We start from the raw sequence: 26,721 nt of genomic DNA on the forward strand, positions 1-26,721 counted from the left end.
GCTTCGCAGGTGGCATGATGTCCAGAAGGCCCGTGGGCCTTCTGGACATCACCCCATCAAGTAAAATTCAGAGTGCGGGGGCCAGCGCGGCCTGCGGACAGACAGCGCTGGTGACACCTACGAAGCATTAACCGAAGCATCCCTAGACGAATACCCCGATGAACCTGCAAGCCAATTACGAACAGATCCCGCTCAAGGAATACGCCGAGCGGGCCTATCTCGATTATTCGATGTACGTGGTGCTGGACCGCGCCCTGCCCTTCGTCGGCGACGGGCTCAAGCCCGTGCAGCGCCGCATCGTGTATGCGATGAGCGAGCTGGGCCTGGCCGCCAGCGCCAAGCCGAAAAAATCCGCGCGCACGGTGGGCGATGTGATCGGCAAGTTCCATCCGCACGGCGACAGCGCCTGCTACGAGGCCATGGTGCTGATGGCGCAGCCGTTCTCGTACCGCTATCCGCTGATCGACGGCCAGGGCAACTTCGGCTCGCCCGACGATCCGAAAAGCTTCGCGGCGATGCGCTACACCGAGTCCAAGCTCAATCCCATCGCCGACGTGCTGCTGGGCGAGCTGGGCCAGGGTACGGTGGATTTCGTGGCCAACTTCGATGGCACCCTGGAAGAACCCAGCTGGCTGCCGGCGCGCCTGCCGCACGTGTTGCTCAACGGCTCGATGGGCATCGCCGTGGGCATGGCCACCGACATCCCGCCGCACAACCTGCGCGAAATCGCCAGCGCCTGCATCCGCCTGCTGGACGATCCGGACGCGACCGTGGCGGACCTGTGCGAGCACGTGCGCGGCCCGGATTATCCGACCCCGGCGGAAATCATCACCCCGCGCAACGAACTGATCGGGATGTACCAGAGCGGCAACGGCTCGGTGCGCGCACGCGCGGTGTATGCGCACGAAGACGGCAACATCGTCATCACCGCGCTGCCGCACCAGGTCAGCCCGTCCAAGATCCTCGAGCAGATCGCCGCGCAGATGCGTGCGAAGAAACTGCCGATGCTGGAAGACCTGCGCGACGAATCCGATCACGAAAACCCGATCCGCCTGGTGCTGGTGCCGCGCTCGAACCGTGTCGACGTGGACGAAATGATGCAGCACCTGTTCGCCACCACGGACCTGGAAAAGAGCTTCCGCGTCAATCTCAACATGATCGGGCTGGACGGCCGCCCGCAGGTGAAGGATCTCAAGCGCATCCTCACCGAATGGCTGAGCTTTCGCATCGAAACGGTTACGCGGCGCCTCAGCCATCGCCTGGCCAAGGTCGAACGCCGGCTGCACCTGTTGGAAGGTCTGCGCATCGCCTACCTCAATCTGGACGAAGTGATCCGCATCGTCCGCACCGAGGACGAACCCAAGCCGGTGCTGATGGCGCGCTTTAAGCTCAGCGAGGAACAGACCGACTACATCCTCGAAACCAAGCTGCGCCAGCTGGCCCGCCTGGAAGAGATGAAGATCAACGCCGAGCGCGACCAGCTCGAAGAAGAACGCGCCAAGATCAACGTGCTGCTGAAATCGCCGGCCAAGCTCAAGGGCCTGATCAAGGAGGAACTGCGCGCCGACGCCGCCAAGTACGGCGACGAGCGCCGTTCGCCGCTGGTGCAGCGCGACGCCGCGCAGGCGCTGGACGAAAGCGCGCTGGTCGCCAGCGAACCGGTCACGGTGGTACTGAGCCAGAAAGGCTGGATCCGCGCGGCCAAGGGCCACGACGTGGACGCCGAAGGCCTGTCCTACCGCGAAGGCGACAGCCTGCTCGCCACCGTGAAGACGCGCACCACGCAGCACGTGGCGGTGATCGACTCCACCGGCCGCAGCTATTCCACGCCCGCGCACACCCTGCCTTCCGCGCGCGGCAACGGCGAGCCGCTGACCGGCCGCTTCACCCCGCCCGCCGGCGCCCGCTTCGATGCCATCGCCGCCGGCGACAACGACACCCGCCTGGTGCTCGCCACTGACTTTGGCTACGGCTTCGTCACGCGCTTCGAAGCACTCACCGGCCGCAACAAGGCCGGCAAGCAGATCATCACGCTCGGCGACGGTGCGCGCGTGCTGGCGCCGCAGGTCAGCGCCGATCCGGCGCGCGACCGCATCGTGGTCGTCACCACCGAGGGCCATCTGCTGATGTTCTCGGTCGCCGAGCTGCCCGAGCTGGACAAGGGCAAGGGCAACAAGCTGATCGAGATTCCAAAGGCGAAGCTGGGCAGCGGCGAAGAACGCGTGGCCGGCGTGGCCGTGGTCACCGAGGGCAAGGGCGAAGTCACCCTGTTCGCCGGCGCGCGCAAGTTGACGTTGAAGTGGTCGGACCTGGTCGAATACGGCGGCAACCGCGCTACCCGCGGCGGCCTGCTGCCGCGCGGCCTGCGCCGGGTGGAGCGGATCGAGAGCACCGGCTGACCGTTTGATGGAAAGGTTGGCGCGGACGCTTGAAAGGAACTTCGCAGGACAGCAAGTCATCCAAGGAATGTGTGCACGGCAAGGCATGGCCGTGCGTTAAAGATATCCATCCCCGGCCTAACGCCCCACCGGAGCCACTATGAACAGACCAGCCATTACCGCCCTGGCGGCCAGCCTGCTGGCCACCACGGCTTGGGCGCAATCGGCCAGTCAACCGCTGAACCTGAAGCTGCCGCCCAACAGCGTCACGTCTTCAACCGCGGCGGCGCCGGCCTCGCCGCCGCCGGCCAGCGCGTCGAGCAGCCAGCCCAATCCCAGTGCCATCACGATCAACGGCAAGCCGCCGACGGCCAGCGACGCGCCCGGCGTCTACTACGGCGACCACAGCAACACCACGCGCGCCGACAGTACCGCCCAGGCAGGGCCGCCGGCCTGCGACGATTCCACCTACAACAAGCCCCAGGTCCACGGCGATGTCGGCATGGGTGTAGTCAGCGGCAGCCACATCGGCACCGGCAGCTATCAGTCGGGCAACATCACCATGGTGCAGAACACCGGCAGCTGCGACCATCCCACCGGTTCGGTCGGCATTTCCATCGGCGTCAGCCGGTTCGGCGGATTGAACGGTCATTAGGCATGAATGAGGCAGGCCCGCGGCGCAAGCCCCGGGCCTGACCGAAAGCGCATGGAAAGCCTCTGACCGCAGACTGTCGGGCCATTCCGTCGTCAGTGCGCTGTAGAGAACCCTGTGATCCAAAATGTCGAGTTCCGCTTCGAAGGCGGCCGTTGCGGCGTCCTTCTCATTCACGGGTTGACGGGCACTCCCACCGAAATGCGCCTGGTCGGCAAAGGGCTGAACAACGCCGGCTTCAGTGTCCGCGGCATGCAGCTGGCCGGGCACTGCGGCGACGCCCGCGACCTGATCGCCACCGGCTGGAAAGACTGGTATGCCAGCGTGGAAGCGGCGGCCGAATCCTTCCGCCATGAGGTGGATCACCTGTTCGTGGCGGGCCTGTCGATGGGCGGTATCCTGGCACTGAAGCTTGCGGCGGAACGTCCCGAATGGATTGCCGGCGTAGGCGTCTACGGCGCCACCTTCCGCTACGACGGCTGGGCGGTGCCGTGGTATGGACGCTTGTCCTTCCTGTTGCCGCTGCTGCACCGCCTGGGCATCGGCAGGCACCGCATGGTGCATGAAAACGAACCTTACGGACTGCGCGACGAACGCCTGCGCAAGCAGGTGAGCGGCCTCATGCTTGGCGGCGACAGCGCCGCGGCGGGCTTGCCCGGCAACCCGTGGCCGTCGCTGGCGGAGATGTACAACATGGCCGCCGTAGTGCGCCGCGAGCTGCCGAAGGTGACGGCGCCGTGCCTGATCGCGCACGCCACCGAGGACGATGTCGCCAGCGTGGAAAACGCCTACCTCGTCGCGCGCTCGGTGTCCGGTCCCGTAGACATGCTGCTGCTGGAAGACAGCTACCACATGATCACCATCGATCGCGAACGCCGCACGCTGATCCATCGCTCGGCCGAATTCTTCTCCAAGGTCGCCGCCACCCGCACACCTGCCGCGCGCGCCGTCGCCTGAGGAGCATCCCCCGCGTGTCCCCTCTCGTCGCCACGCTGTGGCTGGTCAACGTGACGCTCGACACCGGCGGCCAGCTCGCTTTCAAGGCCGCCGCCAGCGATCCACGCGCGGGCGATGGCCTGGCGCGTTGGCGCTACATGGCCAGCCGGCCGTGGATCTGGCTGGGGATCGGGGCCTACCTTACGCATCTGTTGTCGTGGATCGCCTTTCTTTCGCTGGTGGATCTCTCGCAGGGCGTGTTGCTGGCGTCCATCAACATCGTGGCCATCATGCTTGCCGGACGCTTTTTGTTTCGCGAAAAGCTGACGCCCTTGCGCGCCGCGGGCATCGTGCTGGTCAGTGCAGGCGTAGCGGTGGTGGGGATGGCCGGATGAGCGGCCCGGCGCGCACCTGGCGCTTTTATCTTTGCGGCTTCGCGGTGTTGCTGGCCTTCGACACGGTGGTGCAGCTGAGTTTCAAATACGCTGGCGCGCATGCTTTTCCGCCCGAAGCGAACTGGGCGTGGGTGATGCGCATTTTCGGCCATCCCTGGATCTACATCGCGTTGATCGGCTATGTCGGCAACTTTTTTACCTGGATGAGCCTGCTCAAGCACGCGCCGATCGGGCCGGCCTTCGCCGCCACGCACCTGGACGTGGTCACGGTGATGCTTGCCTCGGCGTGGTTGTTCCATGAGGCGCTGACGCCGCTGCGGCTGCTCGGCGCGGGCATCATCGTGCTTGGCATCGTCTGCCTTGCCTGCGCCGAAAGCGGCGCGCACCCGGAACATGACGCGCCCACCCAAGCCAAGGGCGCACTGGGTGTCGCGGCCGGCGACTGATCGAACCGGCCGCCGTTGCACACATACTCCCCAGTTCGGTAATCACCGCGCACGCGCGGGCGGGTTCACTTCGTCTATGCGCGCCGCTGATCCTGCCTCGACATAAATCAAGCATTTGTCGATAAAGCAGCGGCAAACCGGGCCAAAGGCACCGCCGGGACGATACCGCAGGTAACTGCGACCATCCGCTGTCTGGACAATACGCAGAGACTTACGTCACGCTTGGAGCGAGGACCGACCGGGGAACCGATACATGAGCAACGTGCAGCAGGACGTTTTCCAGATCATCGCCAAGCAGGCGAAGATCGACATCGCAACGATCAAGCCGGAGTCCACGCTCAAGGATCTCGGCGTCGCCTCGCTGGATGCGATCGAAGTGATCTTCGACATCGAGGAACACTTCAACATCAATCTCCCCAACGAAGACACCGATTTCGATACCGGCACCGTCGGTCATTTGATCGAAGCCGTCGAGCGGCAGCTGGCCCAGAAGCCAGACAGCCATTGATTCCATGCGCCGTATCGTGATCACCGGCATGGGCGCGATCTGCGCGCTCGGCCACAACGCCACCGACATCTGGCAGGCCATGACCGAAGGTCGCGGCGGCATCGGTCCGATTGGCCATTTCGATACCAGCTCGCTGCGCACGCCGCCGATCGCCGCCGAAGTGCACGATTTCGAACCGCGCGCCTACATCGAGGAGGCTCGCCTGCCGTTTCTCGATCCGCTCAGCCAGTACGCGCTGGTTGCGGCGAACGAGGCGGTTCGCCAGTCCGGACTGGCTTTGGGTCATGAACACGCCGCGCGCACGGCGGTGGTGGTAGGCGTGGGCTCGGCCGGCGAGGAAACCCGCGAAGGCCTTTACCAGAAGCTTTACGGCGAACAGGCCGGCCGGTTCCATCCGCTGGGGATCGTGCGCATCATGAGCAATGCGCCGGCCAGCCAGATCAGCATGGCGCATGGCATCACCGGCCCCACCTTTTCGGTGGCCAGCGCCTGCGCATCGTCCAATCACGCGATAGCGCAAGCGGCGCTGATGATTCGCGCCGGCCTGGTCGACAATGCCATCGTGGGCGGCACCGAAGCATGCATCACGCTGGGTATTTTCCGCGCCTGGGAAGCGATGCGCGTGCTCGCGCCGGACACCTGCCGTCCTTTCAGCATCAACCGCCGCGGACTGGTGCTGGGCGAAGGCTCGGCGATGTTCGTGCTGGAAACCCTGGAGAACGCGCAGGCGCGCGGCGCCACCATCCTGGCCGAACTGGCCGGCGTGGGCATGAGCGCGGATGCCGGCGACATCGCCGCGCCTTCGGACGTCGGCGCGGCGGCGGCGATGAGCGCCGCGCTGCGGGACGCCGGCATGCAACCGCAGGAGTTCGACTACATCAACGCGCACGGCACCGGCACCGCTGCCAACGATTGCACCGAAACCCGCGCCATCCATAAAGTTTTCGGCGAACATGCGCGCCGTCTGGCCGTGTCCTCGACCAAACCCATGCACGGCCATGCGTTGGGCGCGGGCGGCGCGCTGGAGTTGATCGCCACGCTCGGCGCGTTGCGCACGGGCATCGTGCCGCCAACCTTGAATTATCTCGGCCCCGATCCCGCCTGCGATCTCGATTACGTGCCGCACCAGGCGCGCGCCATGCCGGTGCGTGCGGCGCTGAGCAATTCATTCGCGTTCGGCGGCCTGAACGCGGTGGTGGCGGTACGACAGGCGCGCTGAGCGCCTGTTCCGGCGTTTACGCGTTTACAGGCGCGTAAACGACCACGATTGCATACGGCCATCCTTGTACGGCATCACGCCATGGAAGGGGCGCGGATCGCCGTCGAACACCAGCGGCAGAAAGTGCCGGTCGCCTTCCCACATGGGCAGCGCCATGATGCGATCGACCGCGATCCACTCCAGCGTGCCTTCGGGATTTTCCGTGTAGGGCTCGCCGCTGAAACGGTCGATGACGAAAATGAAACCGAGCCAGTCTTCACCCTGCTTGCCGAAGCCCGGCCAGTTCAAGGTGCCGCGCAGATGCATCGATTCGCAGGCGATGCCGGCCTCTTCGCGGATTTCACGGTGCATGCATTGGGCGATGTCCTCGCCGGGCTCCATCTTGCCGCCCAGGCCGTTGTACTTGCCCAAGTGCTGGTCGTCCGGCCGGGCGTTGCGGTGGATCATCAGTACCTTGCCGCGATCCGGCGACAGCACATAGCCAAGCGTGGCGACGATGGGTGTATAGGGCATGGGTCCGTGCACTGGCATGCAAAGCTGAAGTTTAAAGCCTATGGCGCGCAAATAGGTCTTGCATCGGCAACCGCTGCCCGGTGACCATCCTCGCATGCACCCGACCAGGACCGCTCAACGGTTGCGCCGCAACCTGAAGCCGATGCTGCTTACCCTGCTGGCGGCGGCCGCGCTGGCGGCAGGCTGCGATTATCAGGTGCAGCCGATGGAAAGCCGCCAGGTGTCGTTCCAGGACCAGGAATTTACCGTGGTCAGCCTGGACCTGCGCCGCGAATCGCTCAGCCTGCACTGGCGCAATCCCGACAGCGGCCAGCCGTTCGGCGACATCCAGAGCTTGCGCGAATGGGGTGCCGCCAACGGCAAGCGCCTGATGTTCGCCGCCAATGCGGGCATCTACGACCAAGCCGGCGCGCCGCTGGGCTTGTACGTGGAGAACGGCAAAACGCTGGTATCGCTGAACCTTTTCCACGGCAACCCGGCCGCGGGCAATTTTTCCATCCGCCCCAACGGCGTATTCGCGATCTATCCGGATGGCCATGCGGCGGTGCGCACCAGCACAGATTTCAAGGCCGATGGCAAAGCCGCGGACTGGGCCACGCAGTCGGGCCCGATGCTGGTGATCGACGGACAGATCAACCCACAGTTCGTCGATGACTCCACCAGCACCAGGTGGCGCAGCGGCGTGTGCGCGCACGGACCTTACCAGGTGCTGTTCGTGGTGAGCGAATCGCCGGTCAACTTCCATACGTTTGCGTCCCTGTTCCGCGACAAACTCGGTTGCCGCGATGCTTTGTACCTGGATGGCAGCATTTCGCAGTTCTACATCGACGGCACCGGCTACACCGGTGCTCCCACCTTCATGGTGAAGCCCTACGCGGGCATTTTCGCGGTGTTTGCAAACCAATGACCGACCATCGCCGTTCCCGCTGGTTGCGTGCACTGCTGATCGCTCTTGCCACGCTCGTTGTCGCGCTGTTGGGCACCGGATGGTGGCTGCTCGCCGGCAGCCGTGCCCAGCTCGACGGCGAGCGGCGGGTGGCGGACTTGAACCATGCGGTGACGATCGAACGCGACGCCCTGGGCACCACCACGCTGACCGCGCAAACACGCCAGGACATCGACTTCGCGCTCGGCTACGTGCACGCGCAGGAACGCTTCTTCGACATGGACCTCATGCGCCGCATCTCGGCGGGCGAGCTGTCGGAACTGGTCGGCCGCGCAGCGCTCGACACGGACATCCGCCACCGCCGCCACCGCCTGCGCGCGGTCGCGCAAGCGGCCTATGCCGCGATGACGCCGGCGCAGAAGCGCACGCTCGACCTGTACCGCGATGGCGTCAATGCCGGTCTTGCCGCCCAGCGCGTGCGGCCCTGGGAATACCTGCTGCTGGGAACCAAGCCGCAACCATGGCGCTCGGAAGACACGCTGCTGGTGATCGCGGCGATGTACCTGGATCTCAACGGCGACGGCCAGAACCAGCGCGAACTGGACATCGCGCGCATGCACGCCGTGCTGCCTGACGCACTCGCCAACTTCCTGCTCTCGCCCGATCCCAACTGGGAAGCGCCGTTGAAAGGCGACGTATCGCAATCGCCGGTGATTCCCGGCCCCGATGTCTACGACCTGCATCGCCTTGGCAAAACCGCGGGCGCCGAACAGGTCGCTTCGCTGTCGCATATGAACGTGGAAGAGGCGTTCCCCGGCAGCAACAGCTTCGCCATCGCCGGCAACCTCTCGCGCAGCGGATCGGCGATGGTCGCCAACGACATGCACCTGACGCTGCGCGTGCCTGATATCTGGTTTCGTGCGCGCCTGCGTTATCCCGACGCCAGCGCCCCCGGCGGCGAGCGCGACGCGGTGGGCGTCACCTTGCCCGGCACGCCCGCGTTGGTGGTCGGCTCGAACGGCCAGATCGCGTGGGCCTTCACCAACAGCTATGGCGACTGGCTGGACTGGGTGCGCGTGCTGCGCGATCCGCACGATGCCACGCGCTACAAGGTGCCGGAGGGTTGGGCGACGATCGAGAAACACGAGGAGACCATCCGCATCAAGGGCGCGCCGCCATACACGCTGCAGGTGCAAGACACGCGCTGGGGACCGATCATGGCGACCGACACCGACGGCACGCCGCTTGCGCTGGCCTGGATAGCCGACCTGCCCCGTGCCTACAACTTGGCCCTGATGCAACTGGAACACGCAAGCAGCGCATCGGCGGCACTGGACCTGGCACCGACCTTCGGCATACCGCCGCAAAACTTCCTCGTCGCCGACCATGCCGGCCACATCGGCTGGACCATCGCCGGCAACAGCATTCCGCTGCGCACAGGCTACGATCCGCTGCGTCCGGCCGATGGGTCGCAACCCGATACCGGCTGGGTCGGTTGGGCCGCTCCGGCGCAATACCCACGCGTGGAAAACCCCGACGACGGACGTCTATGGACGGCCAACAACCGCACCGTCGGCGGCGACGATCTCAATCTGCTGGGTAACGGCGGGCATGACCTGGGCGCCCGCGCGCAACAGATCCGCGACGACCTGCACGCGCGCGCCAATTTCGGCCCTGGCAATCTGTTGGATATCCAACTGGACGATCACGCGGTGTTCCTCACGCGCTGGCAGCAACTGCTGCAGCAGACGCTCTCGGGCCCGCAAAACCGCGATCTGGATCAACTACGCCAACTCACCGCCAACTGGCGCAACGAGGCGGCCGTCGACAGCGTCGATTACCGGCTGGTGCATGCGTTTCGCGAAGAGGTGCACGCGCTGGCACTCGCGCCCTTCGAGGCGCAGATCAAACAGCGCTTCGCGGATTTCCAATGGCCCGGCCCCGGCAACCAGGAAGCGGCCGTGTGGGCGATGATCCAGGCACAGCCGGCCAACCTGCTCGATCCGGCCTATCGCGACTGGCATGCACTGTTGCTGAAAGCGGCGCAGAACGTTGCCGATGAACTGGGTAAACAACCCGGCGGCCTCGCCGCGCGCAACTGGGGCGAGGTCAATCACGCGCAGATCGACCATCCACTGGCACGCGCATTACCCGGTTTCATCGGACACCTGCTGAACATGCCCAACGACGAACTGCCCGGCGATCACAACATGCCACGCGTTGCCGCCCCGGCATTCGGCGCGTCCGAGCGCTTCGACGTCGCGCCCGGGTACGAGGACCAGGGCATCCTCGAAATGCCTGGCGGACAAAGCGACAACCCGCTCTCGCCGTTCTATGGCGCCGGCCATGAAGATTGGGTGCAAGGCCATCCCACGCCGCTGCTGCCTGGAAAGACGGTGTACACGCTGACGCTGGAACCAGCCTCTCATCACACGCCATGAGCGCGGCGCCGCGGCACGCACCTGCCGCATCGCCGCTCACTTTGAATTGCCACAGCATGGCATGCATGCATCATCGGCATGCACGCGAAAAAGGTTAATCCAGCAGCATGCGTTCGCAGATCGCGTAATACAGATCCGGCAGGCGCTCCAGTTGCGCCACGTCCACGCACTCGTCCACCTTGTGGATGGTGGCGTTGACCGGCCCCAATTCGACCACCTCCGCGCCCAACGGCGCGATGAAGCGCCCGTCCGAGGTGCCGCCGCCGGTGCTCTGCTCCGGTTCGGTGTTGCACAGATCGCGGCATACCGCTACCACGACCTCGCGCAGGCGGCCCCCGGGCGGGGTCAGGAACGATTCGCCCGATAGATTCCACGCAATCGTGTAATCCACGCCATGGCGCGCGAGAATCGCCTCGGTGCGCTTGCGCAGATCATCCGCCGCGCTCGCCGTGCTATAGCGGAAATTGATCAAGGCGGTGAGCGAGCCCGGTATCACGTTGTTCGCCCCGGTGCCGGCATTGAGATTGGAAACCTGGAACGACGTCGGCGGAAAATCCGCGTTGCCCTCGTCCCAGCGTTCGGCCGTCAGCGCGGCGAGCGCGGGCGCGAAGGCATGGATCGGATTAAGTGCCTTTTCCGGATAAGCCACGTGCCCTTGCGTGCCGTGCACCGTCAACGTAGCCGACAAGGAGCCGCGCCGTCCCACGCGGATCAGGTCGCCAAGCCGTTGCTTGGCGGAAGGCTCGCCTACGACACACCAGTAGATGCGCTCTCCGATCGAAACGAAGTGCTCGGCGACACGCCGCACGCCATCGAGATTGGTGGGGCCTTCCTCATCGCTGGTCAGCAGCAGACCCACGCGCCCAGCATGATGCGGATGCGCCAAGACGAAGCGCTCAAGCGCCACCACCATCGCCGCCACGGAACCCTTCATGTCCGCCGCGCCGCGGCCGTATAGACGGCCATCGCGCACCGTGGGCTCGAACGGTGGACTGCGCCACGCATCTTCGGGACCGGAGGGTACGACATCCGTATGGCCGAGGAAAATCAGCAGCGGCCCCTGCCCTGGCTGGTTGCTTTCGCCATGCGTCGCCCAGAGATTGTCCACCTCGCCGTAGCGCAAATGCTCGATGCGAAAGCCAAGGCGCTGCAATCGTGCGCCGATCACCTTAAGGCAGCCTGCATCCTCCGGCGTGACGGAACGGCGGCGGATCAGGTCGCAACTGAGTTCAAGAACGTCGGACATACGTGTCATAGCGGTCATCGGCCTGCGCATTGCCGCAGCATAGCAAGCTCGCGGTTTCCAGGCATCCGCGCGCCTTGCGCAAGGTGTGGGATGGCGGTGACGCACATCCATTCGCCTGGCCGCTTACACCACGCCCGCGTTGCATGCGCTAACAGCGCTTAACCCGCCGTGCACGCGAGATCGACCCATCAGTAATCCACTAGTTGCTATACCTGCGCGGCGTTCAAACCCTGCCTGTCTTAGCGCTAGGCAAGGGCCGCGGGGGACAAGTCATGGTCGCTGCCGGCGAAGGCGTCTCAACACGCGTTGCGCCGTGCCACCACACCGTTGCTGCTTGCAGCGGGCAGGCAACGCCATTAACGCGTTACCGAACCGGGGGTGTCTCATGCGCTCAAAGATGTTCGTTCCAACGCTATGTGTGACCTTGTTAGCCGGCCTCTCGGCGGGCTCGGTCCTGGCTCTGAACCTATTACCTGTTGCGTTCGATGTCACCGAGAGTGCCTTGTCCGGCACCGTGGCCTGCAATGGAGGCCAGGCACAGCCCATTGAAGCGGTCGATGCCTCGATCTCGGACGACAACGGCGGCCTCAACGATGTGTCGGCATCCAGTCTTTCCGCAGACGCATGCCGATTGCCGCTCTATACCATCCAGACGGCGCAGGATGCTTCCTATTCCGCCGATACGGACAGCTCGGATGTCGGCAATGGCGGCAATGGCGTCGAACAGGTCAGCCTACTGGGCGGCATACTTACCTACGAGGCGAAAACGGAATACGACCTTTGCGCCGCCACCGCATCTGGCGAAACGGATACCATCCATTGCCAGGACGCCACGCAAATTCAAAACCTGGTCTTTGCCGGCGAGCCCATCACGGGAACATTCACCCAGACCACGACATTCGATGCCGTCGATGCGCAAGTGCAACTGTCGCCTCGTTACTGCACAGGCGTCGCCTTGTTCACTGGCAGCCTGACGGTCAATGCGGTGTCGCAGCAGCAAAGCGGCAGCATAGGCTCCATCTCCATGGCACCGATTGCATTGCAAGGAACCTTGTCGTGCGTCGGTCTTCCGCTCGGCAGCATGACGGTGAATCTGCAGGATACGGACATTATCCAATACCAATTGTTAGCGGGCAGCCTTTATAGCCCTCCCACGACGTCGCTCGTCTTGATATTTGGTGCAAGTCCGCCGCCTTCGTTCATCCCTGAATCCGTTGCCAACCCGAATCAGTAGCACAATTAGACCTGTGCCATGACCCCGCGACACAGGGATGTGTCGCGCTATAAGGACCACGCCAAAAAACGGGCCTAACGCCCGAATACTTTCTTAAAGCCATTATCGGTGAAGCCCACGCTCACCGAGCCGTCGGCCTGTACAACCACGGGACGGCGAATCAAGGCCGGATATTCCTTCAGCAACAAGGTCCACTCGGGATCGGAGCCGGGGTTCTTGCGTTGCGGCAACAGATTGCGCCACGTAGTGCTCGATTTGTTGACCAGTTTTTCCCAACCGCCCAGTTGCTGCGCCCATGACGTGAGCGTGGCAGGCGGTAGCGGCTTGGCGCGGTAGTCGACAAACTCGTGCGCAATCTCGAAGCGGTTGAGCCAATTGCGCGCCTTCTTGCAGGTGTCGCAGTTGGGCAGGCCGTAGAGGGTGGGGGCTGTCATCGATTCTGATCCGTTTTCGGTTGTTGTCGCTGCAGCATGCGCAGGATGAAGTAAAACGCCGCGGCTGCGAGCAGATGCTTGACGGTGTGCCCGCTGACGATGCCGCCGCTCCAGCGGAAAATGTCCAGATCCAGCTTTTCGCTGACGAAGGCCACCGCATAGCAGCCAAGGGCCGGCCACAGCATGCCGCGTTGCGTCCACGGCGTGGGCAGCAGTGCCAGCGCCAGCACGATCCATAGCACCGCCCCGCCCTGCGCTATCAGGTAGGGCATCAGGTTATCGCTGTATTCCAGTACACCACGCTGCCCACGCCCAATAACGTGAGCACCCACAGCAGCAGATCCGAGCGCAACCGCAGGCGTTCGATATAGGTGGCCGCGAGCAACGGCATGAACACCAGTGTCATGGGCAACCGATCCCACACCAGCCGCTCGTCTGAAGGCGCCCAGTGGTAGTACGCGGAACCGAAAGCGGTGAAGACCAGGCCGAGAAACATCACGCCATAGGCACGGCGCGGCGCCGCTTCCATCGCACCCACCGCAGGCGTGCGCATCGCCGCCAGTCCCACTAGCCCGACCACCAGAAACATGACGTTCGAGGCGACGTTGCCATAGTTGGGAATGCCCAGCCAGCCGCGCGTGTCCGCAAAATCATGGTAACTCTGCGGCTGTGCGAACGGCGGCATGATGCATGCCGTGATCAGTACCACCACGCCCAGCGCGGCCAGTGCGAAGGCACGGCCACGCACGGGACGAACGGACTTCGATAGGGAACGCTTGCTCACTCGCCGCTGCGTAGCAGTTCGTTGATGCCGGTCTTGCTGCGGGTTTTCTCGTCCACCTGCTTGACGATGATCGCCGCGTACAGGCTATGCGTGCCGTCCTTGGCCGGCAGGTTGCCCGCCACCACCACGCTGCCCGCCGGCACGCGGCCGTAGCTGATTTCGCCGGTGGCACGGTTGTAGATGCGCGTGGACTGGCCGAGAAACACGCCCATGCCGATCACGCTGCCGCGCTCCACCACCACGCCTTCCACCACTTCCGAACGCGCGCCGATGAAGCAATGGTCTTCGATGATGGTCGGGTTGGCCTGCAACGGCTCCAGCACACCGCCGATGCCCACGCCGCCGGACAGATGCACGCCTGCGCCGATCTGCGCGCACGAACCCACCGTGGCCCAGGTATCGACCATCGTGCCCGCGCCCACGTGCGCACCGATGTTCACGTAGCTGGGCATCAACACCGCGTCCTTGGCCACGTGTGCGCCGCGGCGCACGAGCGCGCCGGGCACCACGCGCGCACCGAGGTTTTGCAGCTCCGCATCGTTGCCGTGCGCAAAGCGCAAGGGCACCTTGTCGAACGCCTGTGCCGGGCCGCCATCGACCACGCGGTTCTGATTGATGCGAAAGTACAGCAGCACCGCCTTTTTCAGCCATTGATTGACCTTCCAGCCACCGTTGTCATCGGGCTCGGCAACGCGCTGCTCGCCCGCTTCGAGCAAGTCCAGCACTTGCCCCAGCGCGGGACGCAGATGGGTTTCGATTTCGCTCTGGGTGAGGTCGGCGCGACGCTCGAAGGCATCGTTGATCAGGCTTTCGATGGACTGCATGACAAATGGCTCGCTTTCAGATCAGTACAGAAGATTACATCCACACGCCCCGGCAAGCGTGTATGTCGTGTCATAGGGAACTTAGACAAACGCAAGCGCGATCGGCAATAACACCCCGACCGCCAGGATGAAGGAAACCAGCCCGGGCCTGCGGGTGTAGCGGTAGGCCATGTAAATGCCACCCAATGTCGATAGAAACAAACCAAGCGCGACCAGCGCGAAGAAGATCTTCAGCGGCAGCGGATGCCTGCCGTTGTCGTGCTGGCCATCCGGTTTCGCCTGCATCGGCGGCGCAAGATCCGCCGGCGCACCCGCTGCCGCGGCGCCCTGGGGCACCTGATGACTGTCGGCATCCACCGGCCGCGCCTTGTGCACGGGAACGACGGTGGTTTGCTTCTTGTGCACCTGGGCCAGCGTCACCAGCCATGCCGGCGGCTTGTAATCGCTGCCACGGGTGGTTTCATGCAGGCTGAAAACCTGCAGGCCGCCGGTGAATGCAAAGAAGAGTAAAGCCGGCGCAATAAAAACGCCGACATACAGATGAGCCTGACGTACGAACTTGAGAACTTGATGGGATGCGGACATGCGCCTGCGGCCTTCTCGGCTTGCCAAGCCAAACGGGAAAAAGGGGGGGGTATCAAATGTCAGGCCGCTGACGCGGCCCGGCGGGAAATCATTCCTTGGCAGGTCCGATCCGCTCCACTAAAGCCTGCCACAGACGCTGCTGCTGTGTCTCCTCCAGCGGGGCATTGCGACGGTCGGTCAGCTGGAAGAAGTCTTCCACCCGCTCGCCGAAGGTGGCGATGCGCGCGTCGTGCACGCGAACGCCACAGGCCATCAGTACCTGCGTGACCGCCGCCAGCAGGCCGGGGCGGTCGCTGCACACCAGGGCCATCTGCGTGCGCCCGCCGGCCTGCTTGAAATCGATGCGCGGCACCATCTGGAAGTGCTTGAGATGGCGCGACATGCTGCGCCGGGGCGGCATGATCGGCGCCGATTGCGCAAGTGCGCGCTGCAGGCGTTGACGCAGTTCTTCGGCGCGCTCCTGGCTGGCGGGCTTCTGGTTTTCCGCCTCCAACAGAAGGAAGGTATCCAGTGCCTTGCCGTCGGGCGAACTGAGCACGCGCGCTTCCATCACCGAAAAATGCAGGCGGTCCAGCATTGCCGTGACGTTGGCGAACAGGCCGTCGCGATCGGGCGCGTACACCAGCAGCTCCGTGCTGCCTCGCACCGACATCGGGTGCACGGCGATCAACGGCAGCTTGCCATCGGCCTTGAGGATCGCATCGGTCTGCCAGGCGATCTGCTGTGGATGGTGGCGCAGGAAACTCAGATCGGGAAACCCGGCCCACACCTGCGCGACCGCGGCGGGCGCGTAACCTTGCGCGGTCAGCAGCGCCAGCGCCTGTTCGCGGCAATGTTCGATGCGCACCGACGCGTCGCGCGAAGGTTTGGCATCGCGGCGCAATGCGTAGCGCGTGGCGGTGTAGAGATCGGCCAGCAGGCGATCCTTCCACGCGTTCCACAAGCGCGGACTGGTGCCGATGATGTCGGCGATGGTCAGCAGATAAAGCTGACCCAGCCGCTCGCGCCCGGCCACCGCCTCGGCAAAGCGGTGCACCACGTCCGGATCGGTGATGTCCTGCCGCTGCGCGGTGGTGCTCATCAGCAGATGCCAGCGCACCAGCCATGCCACGCGTTCGGTATCGTCCTGGGCAAGGCCGAGCTTGGCGCAAAAGGCGCGCGCGTCTTCTTCGCCCAGCACGGAATGGTCGCCGCCGCGACCCTTGGCGATGTCGTGGAACAACGCGGCCAGCAGCAACACTTCCGGTTTGGGCAACGTCGGCCACACCTCGCAGGCAAGCGGAAATTCCGCCTGCGTGGCCGGATCGGCAAAGCGCGCCACGTTGCGCAGCACGCGCAAGGTGTGTTCGTCCACGGTGTAGACGTGGAACAGGTCGTACTGCATGCGGCCGAACACCTGGCCGAAAGCAGGCAAGATCGCCGCCAGCAGACCGTGGCGGTTCATGCGCCACAAGGCATCCACCGCTGGCGCACCACGCCGCAGCAACTGCAGGAAAGAGGCTAGCACCTGCGCATCGTCGGCAAGCGCGGCGCCGTGCGCGGCGGTGGCTTGGTGGATGCGGCGCATGGTGTCGGCGCTGAAGCCGATCAGCCCTTTTTCGTCCAGCCGCGCGATGAAAATGTCGACCAGCGCAGCGGGCCGATGCATGAAAAGATCCGGATCGCGCGCGGCCATGCGCGCGCCGTAGCGGATGAAATCGGCGCCGACCGGCTGTGGCGTGCTCGGTGCCTCGAGCATCTCCTCGAAGCGGTCGGCGATCTGTATCCCCAGGCGCTCTACCTGGCTGGCCGCACGGTAATAGCCCTGCATGAACTGTTCGACGCCGAGGTTTTTCTCGTGCTCATCCTCAAAGCCAAGCCGTGCCGCGATAGCGCGCTGATAGTCGAACAGCAGGCGCTCTTCCGCGCGCCTGGCTTCCAGGTGCAAGGCAAAGCGATAGCGCCGCAAGGTCGCTTGCGCGCCCAGCAGGCTGTCGCATTCGGCCGGATCGAGCAAACCCTCGATGACCATGTCGGCAAAGTCGTTCGCATGCGCGACGCGCTGTCCAAGCCAACGCAGGGAATCGAGCGTGCGCAAGCCGCCAGGACCATCCTTGATGTTGGGTTCCAGATTGTTGGCGGTGTCGTCGAAACGCGCGTGGCGCGCGTCGCGATCGGCCAGGCGCGCACGCAGATAATCGCGCGGCGGCCACATGTCCGGCGCATCGACGATCTGGCGAAGCTGCGTATCCATCGCCGGATCGCCCGCCAGCCGACGCGCATCGAGCAAGCTGGTGAACACGCTCGCGTCGGCAGCGGCCAGCGTGCGGCATTGCGCGGGATCGCGCACCGCATGCCCCACTTTCAGGCCGATGTCCCATAGCGTGGCGAAGCATTGTTCCAGCGCGCGCAGCCGTGCGGTATCGGCCTGCTCCACCAGCGCCAGCAAATCGATGTCCGAATATGGAAAAAGCAGGCCGCGCCCGAAACCACCGATGGCGAACAACGCCGCATGACTGACCTCGCCCAGGCATGCCGTCCACACGTGCGCCACGATGCGTGTGACCGATTCGCCGCGCCGGCGGGCCAGCGCCGTGGCGTCGGCGCCATCGCGAAACGCCACCGCGATGTCGCGATCGAGGTCGCCAAGCAACTGCCGCAAGGCGCGCCGCGCATCGCCGGACACGCCCGAACGCGGAACGGCGACCGGCAGGCGCGGAATGGGAGGAAGGGCGATGGCGGACGCATTCATTCGGTGGGAGTCTGCCCTATCCGCTGCTTTAAAATACGGGCCCGGCCGTCATGGACCGGCTTCACTGTCCAAAAGCGCCGCGGCCGGGTCCGGTGCGAAGCCTTGCGCGGCAGGCATCGAACCGATGCCGGATACGTCGCGCAAACGGGCTGTACCCGATGGCGGTTTCGCCGGCACGACCAGGCGGCGAACGCTTACGCGTCCGGCCAGGGCGTGAGGATCTCGTAGCCGTCGTCCGTCACGGCAATGGTGTGCTCCCACTGCGCGGACAGCGAGTGGTCCTTGGTGACCACGGTCCAGCCATCGGGCAGCTGCTTGGTATGCGGCTTGCCCGCATTGACCATCGGCTCGACCGTGAAAGTCATGCCCTTCTGCAGCACCACGCCCGTGCCGGGCTTGCCGTAGTGCAGCACCTGGGGTTCGTCGTGGTAGACCTTGCCGATCCCATGGCCGCAATACTCGCGCACGATCGAAAACCCCGCCGCCTCGGCGTGCTTCTGGATCGCGTGACCGACATCGCCCAGCGTCGCACCGGGGCGCACGGTCTGGATGCCGCGCATCATCGCCTCGTGGGTGGTGTCCACCAGCCGCTTGGCCAGCACGCCCGGCGCACCGACGAAGTACATGCGGCTGGTGTCGCCATGCCAGCCGTCTTTGATGACGGTGACATCCAGATTGATGATGTCCCCGTCCTTGAGCACCTTGCCGGGACTGGGAATGCCGTGACAGATCACGTGGTTGACCGACGTGCACAGGGTCTTGGGGAAGCCGTGGTAGCCCACGTTGGCCGGGGTCGCCTTCTGCACGTTGACGATGTGCTCGTAGGCGAGCCGGTCCAGATCCTCGGTGGTGACGCCGGGCTTGACGTGCTCCTTTAGCATGGCCAGCACTTCGGCCGCCAGCTGGCCGGCGACGCGCATGCCTTGGAGGTCTTGGGCGGATTTGAGCGTAATGGTCATAGTTCCAGGGATCGTCTGATCCATTCTGCGTGGGTGTCGCCAGCGCTGTCTGTTCGCAGGCCCTGGGGCCATCAGAGAAGGCAGGCCGGCCGTCTGTCGAGCCGATGGACCGCGGGGCTGCGGACAGACAGCGCTGGCCCCTCGATTGAATTCGAATGACGGGGTGATGTCCAGAAGGCTCGCGGGCTGTGCCGCGCGGCTTGGCAAGACGGACAGTCTTCCCGGCGCCACGCTACGCAGCCTGTAAGCCTTCTGGACATCATGCCACCCACGCAGAATGGATAAGACCATCCCTCCATATGGCGGCAAAGTCCCCAAAAACCAGCGACTTGCCGCGAAGTCTCGGCCCCGGCTATAATTTCCGGGTTTTGCAGACCCCGCCCAGCCCTTTGGAGGCCCGGGCGGCGCAAAGCGAATGGGGATTGTAACCGTCTCGCGTTACAAGCCCAACCAATGCCACACACGTATCGGCACCGTCTTCGGGGTGCTGTAGCCCCATTCTCCAAGCCATGGGCGCTACGGTCGAAGCCGGGGGTACGTGGAGGTCCCAACCCCCCGGGCCACTCGAAAAGGCCCATTGCAGGAGTATCACCATGGCTCAAGTCACCATGCGCCAGATGTTGGAAGCTGGCGTGCATTTCGGTCACCAGACCCGCTACTGGAACCCGAAGATGGCCCCGTACATCTTTGGCGCCCGCGGCAAGATCCACATCATCAACCTCGAAAAGACGCTGCCGCTGTTCACCGACGCGATGAACTTCCTGTCGGCGATCGCCCAGAAGCGCGGTACCGTGCTGTTTGTCGGCACCAAGCGCTCGGCGCGCGAAGCGCTGGCCGAAGAGGCCGCCCGCGCCGGCATGCCCTTCGTCACCGCCCGCTGGCTCGGCGGCATGCTCACCAACTTCCGCACGGTCAAGCAGTCGGTCGCGCGCCTGAAGGAGCTGGAAGCGGCCGAAACCGACGGCAGCTTCGACAAGCTGGTCAAGCACGAAGTGCTGGCCCTGCGCCGCGAACGCGGCAAGCTGGAAAACTCGCTCGGCGGCATCAAGAACATGAACCGCCTGCCCGACGCGCTGTTCGTGGTCGACATCGGCCATGAAAACATCGCCGTGCAGGAAGCCAAGAAGCTCGGCATCCCGGTGATCGCCGTGGTCGACACCAACTACAACCCCGAACTGGTCGACTACGCCATCCCAGGCAACGACGACGCCATCCGCGCGATCCAGCTGTACGCCCGCGCCGCCGCCGACTCGATCCTCGAAGGCAAGGCCGCCGCCCCGGCTGCCGCCCAGGGCGATGCCAACGAATTCGTCGAACTCGACGAGGAAGGCAACCCGGTCGCCAAGGACGAGGAGCGTCGCGCCGCGGCTCCCCGCCGCAATGCACCGGCCAAGAAGGGCGCCCCCCGCGGCGGCGAGCGCGACGACCGCCGTGGCGGCCGCGGCGGTCGCGGCGGCCGCTCGAACAACGAGTTCGGCGACGCCGAGTAAGCCTTACCCGCTGCCGTGGCGGCCCGCCGCCACGGCAAACCAAGATTTCCGAGGAACTGTCAATGGCTGAAATTTCCGCCCAACTGGTCAAGGAACTCCGCGAGCGCTCCGGCGCCGGCATGATGGAGTGCAAGAAAGCCCTGGTCGAAAACCACGGCGACATCGAAGCGGCGATGGAATGGCTGCGCAAGTCGGGCCTGGCCAAGGCCGACAAGAAGGCCGGCCGCGTGGCCGCCGAAGGCCGCATCGTTGCCGCCCAGGCCTCCGGCAACGCCGTACTGGTCGAAGTGAACAGCGAAACCGATTTCGTCGCCAAGGACGCCAGCTTCGTGAAGTTCAGCGACACCGTCGCCGACGTCGCGCTGAAGTCCGGCGCCAAGGATGTCGAGTCGCTGAAGGCCGCCGCCTACCCCGACGCCGCCTCGGTCGAAGAGGCCGCCAAGGCGCTGGTCGCCACCATCGGCGAAAACATCCAGGTGCGCCGCATGGCCCGCGTGTCCAACGACGGCGTCATCGGCAGCTACATCCATGGCAACCGCATCGGTGTGCTGGTTGCGCTCAAGGGCGGCTCCGAAGAGCTGGCCAAGGGCATCGCCATGCACGTGGCCGCGATGAATCCGGCCTATGTGCGCGCCGACGACGTGCCGGCCGATTTCCTGGCAAAGGAAAAGGAAATCGCGCTCAGCCAGATGTCCGAGAAGGAAAAGGCCAAGCCGGCTGAAATCCTCGAGAAGATCATCGGCGGCAAGGTCAACAAGATCGTGTCCGAAGTGACCTTGCTCGGCCAGCCCTACGTGATGGATACCAACACCTCCGTGGCTGACGTGCTGAAGAAGGAAGGCGCCGACGTGATCTCCGTGGCCCGCCTGGCCGTGGGCGAAGGCATCGAGAAGGTGCAGGACGACTTCGCCGCCGAAGTCATGAAGCAGGCCGGCCTGGCGTAACAGGCCAGCCACGCGGTTGCACGAAGGGCCACGGGAAACCGTGGCCTTTTCGTTTGCGCGCAGAGCTGCGGCTCAGACCGATCGCAACGGCACCGGATCGGGCTTCGGGGCCGGTTGCAGCAAGTCCCAGCGGTTGCCGTAAAGGTCCTCGAACACGGCGACCGTGCCGTACGGTTCGTGACGCGGCGCTTCCAGGAAACGCACACCGCGTGCACGCATGGCCGCATAGCGTGCGTGGAAGTCATCCACGTGCAGAAACAGAAAAACCCTGCCGCCCGCCTGCTCGCCCACGCATAGATCCTGCTCGGACGTCGTGGCCTGGGCCAACAGCAGGCGCGTTTCGCGTGCGCCGGGCGGGGACAGCAACACCCAGCGCTTGCCGCCGCCCAGGGGGGTATCTTCCACCAGCTCGAAATCCAGGCACTGGGTATAGAACGCGATCGCCTCATCGTAGTCGCGCACCAGCAGCGAAACGGCGGCGATGGCATGTTGCATACACAAACTCCCTACATTAACCACGGGCCACACGGCCCCTGGCGTGCAGCATAGACCGATGGCGCGCTGACGTTCGCATCGGCCTCCGCTACAATGCACGCGTTTTGCGCCAAACAATCCGGAGCCTCCATGAGCAACCCGCTAAAGTACCGACGCATCCTGCTCAAGCTCTCCGGTGAAGCATTGATGGGCGAGGCCGACTACGGCATCGACCCCAAGGTTATCGGCCGGCTGGCGGACGAGATCATCGAGATACAACAAGCCGGCGCGCAGATCGGCGTGGTCATCGGCGGCGGCAACATTTTCCGCGGCGCGGGCCTGGCCGCGGCCGGCATGGACCGCGTCACCGGCGACCACATGGGTATGCTGGCCACCGTCATGAACGCGCTGGCCATGCAGGACGCCATCGAAAAACGCGGTGGTTACGCCCGCGTGATGAGCGCCATCCAGATTCACGACGTCGCCGAGGACTTCATCCGCCGCCGCGCCATCCGCCACATCGAAAAAGGCCGCATCGCGCTGTTCGCGGCGGGAACCGGCAACCCGTTCTTCACCACCGACTCGGCCGCGGCGCTGCGCGCGGTCGAAGTGGGCGCGGACCTGCTGCTCAAGGCCACTAAGGTCGATGGCGTCTACACCGCCGACCCGGCCAAGCACAGCGATGCCAAGCGCTTCGAGCAGCTGAGCTACGACCAGGTCATCGAACGCAAGCTCGCCGTCATGGACACCGCTGCCATCGCGCTTTGCCGCGACCACGGCATGCCGCTGCGCATCTACGACATGACCGTGCCCGGCAACCTGATGCGCATCATGCGCGGCGAGGCGGTCGGCACGCTGGTCGCCGACACCTGACACGCTCACACGACGCCGCGAGCGCCAAGGCGAGGCGGCCCGTCCCAGGATCAGGCGCAAGGAATGAAGGCAGCCGGAAAGAGCCCGCGGGCGAACTTTCCGGCTCCCAATGTGCCTCCTACGCCCTGCTATACTTATCGGCTTGCACGCCACCGGGTGATTTCTCATGCTCAACGACATCAAACACGATGCCCAGACCCGCATGGGCAAGAGCATCGATGCTCTCAAGCACGACCTGTCCCGCCTGCGCACGGGCCGCGCGAGCACCACATTGGTCGATCACATCAAGGTGTCCTACTACGGCTCGGACATGCCGCTCAACCAAGTCGCCACGGTCGCGCTGGCCGACGGCCGCTCGATCGTGATCACGCCGTTCGAAAAAAACATGGTTGCCACGGTGGAAAAGGCCCTGCTTGCCTCGGACATCGGCATCACGCCGACCACCGCCGGCACGGTGATCCGCCTCAACATGCCGCCGCTGACCGAAGAGCGCCGCCGCGAGCTGGCCAAACACGTGTCGCACGAAGGTGAAAACGCCAAGATCGCGATCCGCAACGTGCGCCGCGACGCGCTGCAGCATGTCAAGGATCTGCTCAAGGAAAAGCAGATCACCGAAGACGATGAGCGCAAGGCCGACGATGAAATCCAGAAACTCACGGATCGCTTCGTGAAGGAAGTGGACACCATCGCCAAGGCCAAGGAAGAGGAACTGATGGCCATGTAACCAACGGCCATCGGTGCCGCGCCGCAGCGGACATCGCTGGCGCGGCCATTCCCGTTCTCCTCGGGGGAGAGGACAAGGGTGGGGGGTACTACATCTTGTACGATCGCCGCATCCGCCTCAGCCCTGGCCAACCGCACGGCACCGGTCTGCATCTGGCCGCGCCGGCTGCCCCGAAGAGGCACCCAGGCGAAGGGAAGTGGCTATTTCATGGCAATTCCTTCTCCGGCACCCCCACCCACGAGGCAGACGTCGCCGTTGCGGCTACTCTCCATCGATGACCAGTACTGAGCACAAATTCGTACCTCGCCATATCGGCATCGTGATGGATGGCAATGGCCGCTGGGCCAAGGCACGCCATCGCCCGCGCAGCTTCGGCCACAACGCCGGACGCAAGGCCGTGCGCGAAGTGGTGGAAGGCTGCCTGCGCCAAGGCGTCGAATCGCTCACCCTGTTTGCCTTCTCCAGCGAAAACTGGCTGCGGCCGGCCGATGAAGTGAGCGCATTGATGGACCTGTTCGTGCGCGCGCTGGACAAGGAAGTGGACGAGTTGCACGGCAACGGTGTGCGCCTGCGTTTCATCGGCGAACTGGGTGCTTTCGACGAGCAACTGCAAAAACGCATGCTCGGCGCCATGAAACGTACCGAAGGCAACGACAAGCTGCATATGAACGTCGCCGTCAATTACGGCGGCCGCTGGGACATCGTGCAAGCCGCCCGCAAGGCCGCGATCGCCGTCGCCCAGGGCCAGTTGTCGCCGGAGGCGATCGACGAGGCGGCATTCAATCAATGGACCTGCCTGGCCGAATTGCCCCCGCTGGACCTGTTCATCCGCACCGGCGGCGATCGCCGGGTCAGCAATTTCCTGCTCTGGCAGCTGGCCTATGCGGAGCTGTATTTCACCGATACGCTGTGGCCGGACTTCAACCAGGCCTCGCTGCAGCATGCCATTGATGACTTCGCCCGCCGCGAGCGCCGCTTCGGCCGCACCGGCGATCAGGTCGCCCAGGCCTGACCGCTAAGGAATCTTCATGCTGCGCCAGCGCGTCATCACCGCCCTGCTTCTCGCCCCCCTTGCCATCCTGCTCATCCTGTTGTTGCCGACGAGCGTCTTCGCGTGCCTGCTTGCCGTGGCGTTCCTGGCGGCGAGCTGGGAATGGACGCGGCTGGCCGGCATGAAAAGCCGTGCGACACGCGGCTCGCTGCTTGCGGCGGCAGCGGTGGTGTTTGCCGTGCTCTGGACGTTGCGGACATCGACCTGGGCATGGCATGCGTTGCTCATTGCCGGCGTCGCGTGGTGGCTGCTGGTATGCGTGTGGTTGCGCCATTTCGCGTTCGGCGCGGCGCCCACGCCGGAGAATCGCAACCTGAAACTGCTGGCGGGCGTGTTCGTGGTGTTTCCCGCCTGGGTCGCGACCGTAGGTATCCATGGCAGCGCGCCGCACGGCCATGTGTGGACTTTCCTTGCCATGCTGCTGGTATGGGCGGCCGATACCGGCGCTTATTTCAGCGGACTCTTTTTCGGCAAGCGCAAGCTCGCTCCACAGATCAGCCCGGGCAAGACCTGGGCCGGCGTGTATGGCGCTTTCGCCACCAGCGCGGCAGTGGCCACCGCCGGTGGCTGGCTGCTCGAGGTGCGCGACATGCGCCTGCTTGGGCTGGTAGTGCTGTCGGTGCTGACGGTGGCCGGCTCGATCATCGGCGACCTGCTCGAAAGCCTGATGAAGCGCCACGCCAACGTGAAAGATTCCGGTGTGCTGTTCCCCGGGCACGGCGGCCTGCTCGACCGGCTCGACAGCGTGTTCGCCGCACTGCCGATCTTCGCGCTCGGCAAGTGGCTGCTGGGGCTCTGATCGCGCCGGCATGACGCGCCGCATCGCCGTCGTCGGTGCCACGGGCTCGATCGGTTCGGGCGCGCTGCAGATCATCGCGCAACATCCCGGCCGCTTTCGCGCCAGCGTGCTGGCCGCCCACCGCAACGTCGAAGCCCTGGCTGTGCTGTGCACACGCCATCGGCCCGTACTGGCCATCATCGCGGACAAAACCCTGGAGGCCGCACTGGCGCGCCGGCTGGCCGCCGCCGGCGTGCGTTGCGAGGTCGCCGGTGGCGCCGAGGCCATCGCCCAGGCAGTGGCGTCGGGCGCTTGCGACGACGTGATCGCGGCCAGCAGCGGTATCGCCGGCATCGCGCCGGCACTGGCGGCGGCCCGCGCCGGTAAACGGCTGCTGCTGGCCAATACCGAATCGATGGTGACCGCTGGCGTCCTGCTGCGGCAGGCACTCATACAGGGCGGCGGCCAGCTGATCCCCCTGGATGGCCGCCAGCATGCGATCTTCCGCTGCCTGTCGTCCTGCAGGCCGGTCCAGGCCGATGGCCTTACGTTGACGCTGGTGGGCTCGGGTGGGGTATTCCGGGGCTGCAGCCGCGCCCAACTGATGACCGCCGGCCCAGAGCACATCGGCCCTTCGCCGCCATACCCCGGCAAGGCGCTGGACAGGGTCAACGCGGCCAGCCTGATGGATCTGGGCCTGGGTCTTATCCAGGCCCATCACCTGTTCGCCGTGCCGGCGGATCGCCTGCGCGTGATGCTGCAAGCCGACGGGCAAGTGCGCGGCATCGTAGAGCGCCCTGGCAGCGAGGCCCCGATTCAAATCGGCCAGCTGGACCCCCGCCAGTCTGTTGGGGCCGCCCTGGCGTGGCCCGAGCGTATCGATCAGGCCCAAAGCCCGCCCGAGCCTCTCCAGGCAACACCAGCGGCCTTCGAAAAACCGGACGTAAAAACCTTCCGCTGCCCATCCCTCGCGCTCCAGGCCCTGCGTGCGGGCGGCGACGCCGGCACCATCCTGAATGCGGCCAACGAGGTGGCCGTCACGGCCTTCCTGGCCGGCTCCCTGCCGTTCCTGTCCATCGCCGACCTGATCGAGCAGGCCCTGATGGAACTGCCGCCGCAACCCGTGGTCGATATCCAAACCCTGAGCGAACGCGACCGGACAGCTCGTGAAGCCGTCCGGCGGGTACTTCGCAACGCTTGCTGATAAGCTTTAAGT

General features: G+C 64.9%; 27 protein-coding genes. 17 read left to right on the plus strand and 10 right to left on the minus strand.

Going from position 1 to position 26,721, the window contains the following annotated elements; genetic code table 11:
- The first annotated feature begins 158 nt into the window (after positions 1-158).
- From parC to VME63_RS10845, 7 genes are all read left to right on the plus strand, one after another.
- Positions 159-2,399, plus strand: coding sequence for a DNA topoisomerase IV subunit A (parC, locus tag VME63_RS10815; RefSeq protein ID WP_325433135.1), 2,241 nt, complete (start codon positions 159-161; stop codon positions 2,397-2,399).
- Between the two features lie 139 nt (positions 2,400-2,538).
- Positions 2,539-3,033, plus strand: a complete 495-nt coding sequence (locus tag VME63_RS10820; protein ID WP_325433137.1) for a hypothetical protein — start codon at positions 2,539-2,541, stop codon at positions 3,031-3,033.
- A gap of 114 nt (positions 3,034-3,147) precedes the next feature.
- On the plus strand, positions 3,148-3,987 hold the full coding sequence (locus tag VME63_RS10825) for an alpha/beta hydrolase (protein ID WP_325433139.1): 840 nt from the start codon (positions 3,148-3,150) through the stop codon (positions 3,985-3,987).
- Positions 3,988-4,001: 14 nt separating this feature from the next.
- Positions 4,002-4,361: a hypothetical protein gene (locus tag VME63_RS10830; RefSeq protein WP_325433141.1), complete on the plus strand. Its 360-nt coding sequence runs from the start codon at positions 4,002-4,004 to the stop codon at positions 4,359-4,361.
- Positions 4,358-4,807, plus strand: coding sequence for a DMT family transporter (locus VME63_RS10835; protein WP_325433143.1), 450 nt, complete (start codon positions 4,358-4,360; stop codon positions 4,805-4,807). The genes VME63_RS10830 and VME63_RS10835 overlap by 4 nt, the downstream gene beginning before the upstream one ends.
- A gap of 253 nt (positions 4,808-5,060) precedes the next feature.
- Positions 5,061-5,315: an acyl carrier protein gene (locus VME63_RS10840; protein WP_325433145.1), complete on the plus strand. Its 255-nt coding sequence runs from the start codon at positions 5,061-5,063 to the stop codon at positions 5,313-5,315.
- Between the two features lie 4 nt (positions 5,316-5,319).
- Positions 5,320-6,534 (plus strand): beta-ketoacyl-[acyl-carrier-protein] synthase family protein, encoded by a 1,215-nt coding sequence (locus VME63_RS10845; RefSeq protein WP_325433147.1) that lies wholly within the window; start codon positions 5,320-5,322, stop codon positions 6,532-6,534.
- Between the two features lie 24 nt (positions 6,535-6,558).
- Here VME63_RS10845 and VME63_RS10850 read toward each other — a convergent pair whose 3' ends face one another.
- Positions 6,559-7,047 carry an 8-oxo-dGTP diphosphatase gene (locus tag VME63_RS10850; protein WP_325433149.1) on the minus strand — a complete coding sequence of 163 codons (489 nt, stop codon included), beginning with the start codon at positions 7,045-7,047 and terminating at the stop codon, positions 6,559-6,561.
- A 94-nt stretch (positions 7,048-7,141) separates the two neighbouring features.
- On the opposite strand from VME63_RS10850, the gene VME63_RS10855 reads away from it, so the two are divergent.
- Together VME63_RS10855 and VME63_RS10860 are read left to right on the plus strand one after the other, a co-directional pair.
- Positions 7,142-7,954, plus strand: a complete 813-nt coding sequence (locus VME63_RS10855; RefSeq protein ID WP_414648244.1) for a phosphodiester glycosidase family protein — start codon at positions 7,142-7,144, stop codon at positions 7,952-7,954.
- The gene (locus tag VME63_RS10860; protein ID WP_325433151.1) at positions 7,951-10,374 is read left to right on the plus strand and encodes a penicillin acylase family protein; all 2,424 of its coding nucleotides are present in this window, start codon (positions 7,951-7,953) and stop codon (positions 10,372-10,374) included. The genes VME63_RS10855 and VME63_RS10860 overlap by 4 nt, the downstream gene beginning before the upstream one ends.
- A gap of 94 nt (positions 10,375-10,468) precedes the next feature.
- Here VME63_RS10860 and dapE read toward each other — a convergent pair whose 3' ends face one another.
- The gene (dapE, locus tag VME63_RS10865) at positions 10,469-11,620 is read right to left on the minus strand and encodes a succinyl-diaminopimelate desuccinylase (RefSeq protein ID WP_325433240.1); all 1,152 of its coding nucleotides are present in this window, start codon (positions 11,618-11,620) and stop codon (positions 10,469-10,471) included.
- Positions 11,621-12,005: 385 nt separating this feature from the next.
- On the opposite strand from dapE, the gene VME63_RS10870 reads away from it, so the two are divergent.
- Positions 12,006-12,854 carry a hypothetical protein gene (locus VME63_RS10870; protein WP_325433153.1) on the plus strand — a complete coding sequence of 283 codons (849 nt, stop codon included), beginning with the start codon at positions 12,006-12,008 and terminating at the stop codon, positions 12,852-12,854.
- A gap of 74 nt (positions 12,855-12,928) precedes the next feature.
- Here the strand turns inward: VME63_RS10870 and VME63_RS10875 are convergent, their stop codons facing one another.
- The 7 genes from VME63_RS10875 to map all read right to left on the minus strand — a co-directional run bounded on the left by VME63_RS10875 (position 12,929) and on the right by map (position 19,171).
- The gene (locus VME63_RS10875) at positions 12,929-13,288 is read right to left on the minus strand and encodes an arsenate reductase (protein WP_325433155.1); all 360 of its coding nucleotides are present in this window, start codon (positions 13,286-13,288) and stop codon (positions 12,929-12,931) included.
- Entirely contained in the window at positions 13,285-13,560 is a 276-nt protein-coding gene (locus VME63_RS10880) for a hypothetical protein (RefSeq protein WP_325433157.1), read from the minus strand. Before VME63_RS10880 ends, VME63_RS10875 begins: the two co-directional genes overlap by 4 nt.
- Complete coding sequence (locus tag VME63_RS10885) at positions 13,560-14,072, minus strand: ceramidase domain-containing protein (RefSeq protein ID WP_325433159.1); 513 nt, start codon at positions 14,070-14,072, stop codon at positions 13,560-13,562. Before VME63_RS10885 ends, VME63_RS10880 begins: the two co-directional genes overlap by 1 nt.
- Positions 14,069-14,896, minus strand: coding sequence for a 2,3,4,5-tetrahydropyridine-2,6-dicarboxylate N-succinyltransferase (dapD, locus tag VME63_RS10890; protein ID WP_325433161.1), 828 nt, complete (start codon positions 14,894-14,896; stop codon positions 14,069-14,071). The genes VME63_RS10885 and dapD overlap by 4 nt, the downstream gene beginning before the upstream one ends.
- 81 nt (positions 14,897-14,977) lie before the next feature.
- A complete protein-coding gene (locus tag VME63_RS10895; RefSeq protein WP_325433163.1) occupies positions 14,978-15,481 on the minus strand; it encodes a PepSY domain-containing protein in 504 nt (167 codons plus the stop codon).
- An 88-nt stretch (positions 15,482-15,569) separates the two neighbouring features.
- Positions 15,570-18,212: a [protein-PII] uridylyltransferase gene (glnD, locus tag VME63_RS10900; RefSeq protein ID WP_325433165.1), complete on the minus strand. Its 2,643-nt coding sequence runs from the start codon at positions 18,210-18,212 to the stop codon at positions 15,570-15,572.
- A gap of 194 nt (positions 18,213-18,406) precedes the next feature.
- Positions 18,407-19,171: a type I methionyl aminopeptidase gene (gene map, locus VME63_RS10905; protein ID WP_325433167.1), complete on the minus strand. Its 765-nt coding sequence runs from the start codon at positions 19,169-19,171 to the stop codon at positions 18,407-18,409.
- Between the two features lie 593 nt (positions 19,172-19,764).
- Here map and rpsB point away from each other — a divergent pair.
- The gene (gene rpsB, locus VME63_RS10910) at positions 19,765-20,661 is read left to right on the plus strand and encodes a 30S ribosomal protein S2 (protein ID WP_325433169.1); all 897 of its coding nucleotides are present in this window, start codon (positions 19,765-19,767) and stop codon (positions 20,659-20,661) included.
- Positions 20,662-20,723: 62 nt separating this feature from the next.
- On the plus strand, positions 20,724-21,605 hold the full coding sequence (gene tsf, locus VME63_RS10915; RefSeq protein ID WP_325433171.1) for a translation elongation factor Ts: 882 nt from the start codon (positions 20,724-20,726) through the stop codon (positions 21,603-21,605).
- A gap of 72 nt (positions 21,606-21,677) precedes the next feature.
- On the opposite strand, the gene VME63_RS10920 is transcribed toward tsf, so the two are convergent.
- Positions 21,678-22,100: a VOC family protein gene (locus tag VME63_RS10920; RefSeq protein WP_325433173.1), complete on the minus strand. Its 423-nt coding sequence runs from the start codon at positions 22,098-22,100 to the stop codon at positions 21,678-21,680.
- Positions 22,101-22,229: 129 nt separating this feature from the next.
- Here VME63_RS10920 and pyrH point away from each other — a divergent pair, with 129 nt between their 5' ends.
- The 5 genes from pyrH (at position 22,230) to VME63_RS10945 (ending at position 26,709) form a co-directional block, all read left to right on the plus strand.
- Positions 22,230-22,952: a UMP kinase gene (gene pyrH, locus VME63_RS10925; protein ID WP_325433175.1), complete on the plus strand. Its 723-nt coding sequence runs from the start codon at positions 22,230-22,232 to the stop codon at positions 22,950-22,952.
- A 166-nt stretch (positions 22,953-23,118) separates the two neighbouring features.
- On the plus strand, positions 23,119-23,676 hold the full coding sequence (gene frr / locus VME63_RS10930) for a ribosome recycling factor (RefSeq protein WP_325433177.1): 558 nt from the start codon (positions 23,119-23,121) through the stop codon (positions 23,674-23,676).
- A 274-nt stretch (positions 23,677-23,950) separates the two neighbouring features.
- Positions 23,951-24,688 carry a polyprenyl diphosphate synthase gene (uppS, locus tag VME63_RS10935; protein ID WP_325433179.1) on the plus strand — a complete coding sequence of 246 codons (738 nt, stop codon included), beginning with the start codon at positions 23,951-23,953 and terminating at the stop codon, positions 24,686-24,688.
- Positions 24,689-24,704: 16 nt separating this feature from the next.
- Positions 24,705-25,526: a phosphatidate cytidylyltransferase gene (locus tag VME63_RS10940; protein ID WP_325433181.1), complete on the plus strand. Its 822-nt coding sequence runs from the start codon at positions 24,705-24,707 to the stop codon at positions 25,524-25,526.
- Positions 25,527-25,536: 10 nt separating this feature from the next.
- On the plus strand, positions 25,537-26,709 hold the full coding sequence (locus tag VME63_RS10945) for a 1-deoxy-D-xylulose-5-phosphate reductoisomerase (protein ID WP_325433183.1): 1,173 nt from the start codon (positions 25,537-25,539) through the stop codon (positions 26,707-26,709).
- The last annotated feature ends 12 nt before the right edge of the window (positions 26,710-26,721 follow it).

Source organism: Dyella sp., from assembly GCF_035503745.1.
Taxonomy (GTDB): Bacteria; Pseudomonadota; Gammaproteobacteria; order Xanthomonadales; family Rhodanobacteraceae; genus Dyella_B.